Source organism: Mesorhizobium sp. M7A.F.Ca.US.005.03.2.1 (assembly GCF_003997795.1).
GTDB lineage: Bacteria > Pseudomonadota > Alphaproteobacteria > Rhizobiales > Rhizobiaceae > Mesorhizobium > Mesorhizobium ciceri.
The window spans coordinates 1-1,607 of record NZ_RZRP01001130.1; the positions used below are offsets into that span (position 1 = coordinate 1).

Annotated in this window: 2 protein-coding genes; both read left to right on the forward strand. The window is 63.3% G+C overall.

What is annotated here, in order from left to right:
- Positions 1–444 (forward strand): FliG C-terminal domain-containing protein (locus EN991_RS35430; RefSeq protein ID WP_281058846.1); only part of this gene is annotated, 444 nt, incomplete at its 5' end.
- 9 nt (positions 445–453) lie between these two features.
- A complete protein-coding gene (gene flhB, locus EN991_RS35435; RefSeq protein ID WP_027161440.1) occupies positions 454–1,536 on the forward strand; it encodes a flagellar biosynthesis protein FlhB in 1,083 nt (360 codons plus the stop codon).
- Positions 1,537–1,607: the final 71 nt, after the last annotated feature.

Consider the following 1,607-nt stretch of genomic DNA (forward strand, 5'->3'; position numbering starts at 1 on the left):
GCCGAAACCTCGACCAAGGATACCTCGGCCGGACAGGCGCGTGTCGCCAGCGTCCTCAACGAACTCGACAAGCCGCTGCTCGAGGAGGTGATGCAGGATCTGGAAGCCGCCGGCACGCCTGATCTCGACGGCGTGCGAGCCCGGCTGTTTGCTTTCGACGATCTGCCGCTGCTCACCCAGAAAGCGCGGGTGCTGCTGTTCGACGGGCTATCGACGGAGCTGGTCACGCTGGCCTTGCGTGGCACGTCGGCCGCCCTTGCAGAATCGGTGCTGTCGGCCATCGGCGCCCGCTCGCGGCGCATGATCGAAGCCGAGCTCGGGCAGGGCTCGGACGGGATCCCCCTCGCCGATATCATGGCGGCCCGCAAGACGATCGTTACGACGACGATCCGGCTGTCGCGCGAAGGCGCCTTCGAACTCCCCTCGACCCAAGACGCCGCCTAGGACCGCGCCATGGCTGACGCGGTCGACAAGGATTCGAAAACCGAAGAGGCGACGGAAAAGAAGATCCGCGACACCATCGAACAGGGCAAGCTGCCCCATTCGCGGGAGACAGCGCTCTTTGCCTCGTTCGTTGCCATACTGGTGTTCACCGTCTTCTACGCCAAGGATGCGATCATCGATCTCGGCATGTTCCTGTCGATGTTCCTGGAGAAGCCGGAAGCCTGGCCAATGGACACCGAGACCGACGTCATCGCGCTTTACAAGATCGTCCTGCTCGAGGTCGGCCGCGCCGTCCTGAGCTTGATGGTGCTGCTGACCGTCGCCGGCGTCGGCGCCTCGGTGTTCCAGAACATGCCGCAATTCGTAGGCGAGCGGGTCCGGCCGCAACTCTCGCGCATTTCGATCGCCAAGGGTTGGAACAGGCTGTTCGGCATCCAGGGTTGGGTCGAGTTCCTGAAGTCACTCGGCAAGGTCGGGTTTGCCATCGTCGTGCTGAGTTTCACCCTGTCGGAAGACCACCGCAAGCTGCTCGCCGGGATGATCACCAATCCGGTCGCCTTCGGTCTCGTCATCCGCGGCATCGCCGTCGACATCCTGGTGGCCATCGTCTTCGTCATGGGGCTGATCGCGGCAGTCGACATCGTCTGGTCGCGCTTCCACTGGAAGCAGGATCTGCGCATGAGCAAGCAGGAGGTCAAGGACGAGTTCAAACAGTCCGAGGGCGACCCGATCGTCAAGTCGCGGCTGCGCTCCCTGGCGCGCGACCGGGCGCGCAAACGGATGATGACGGCGGTGCCGCGCGCGACGCTGATCATCGCCAACCCGACGCACTTCTCGATCGCGCTGAAATATGTGCGCGACGAGGACTCGGCGCCCATGGTGCTGGCCAAGGGCCAGGATCTGGTGGCGCTCAAGATCCGCGAGATCGCGCGGGAACACAACATCCCGGTCTTCGAGGACGTGGCGCTCGCCCGCTCCATGTACAAGCAAGTTTCGGTCGATAATGTGATCCCGTCACAATTCTACCAGGCCGTCGCCGAACTGGTGCGGATCGTCTACTCGAAAAAGGCTGAGCGCAGACAGATTTCATGAACCGGCAACCGCACGCAAAATCCCGCGAGATCATCGTCGCCAGCGCCATCGAGCAGGTGGTGGGCGAACTG

Coding starts and splice junctions, on each gene's coding strand:
- flhB (WP_027161440.1), top strand. CDS start 454: ATGGCTGACGCGGTCGACAAGGATTCGAAAACCGAAGAGGCGACGGAA.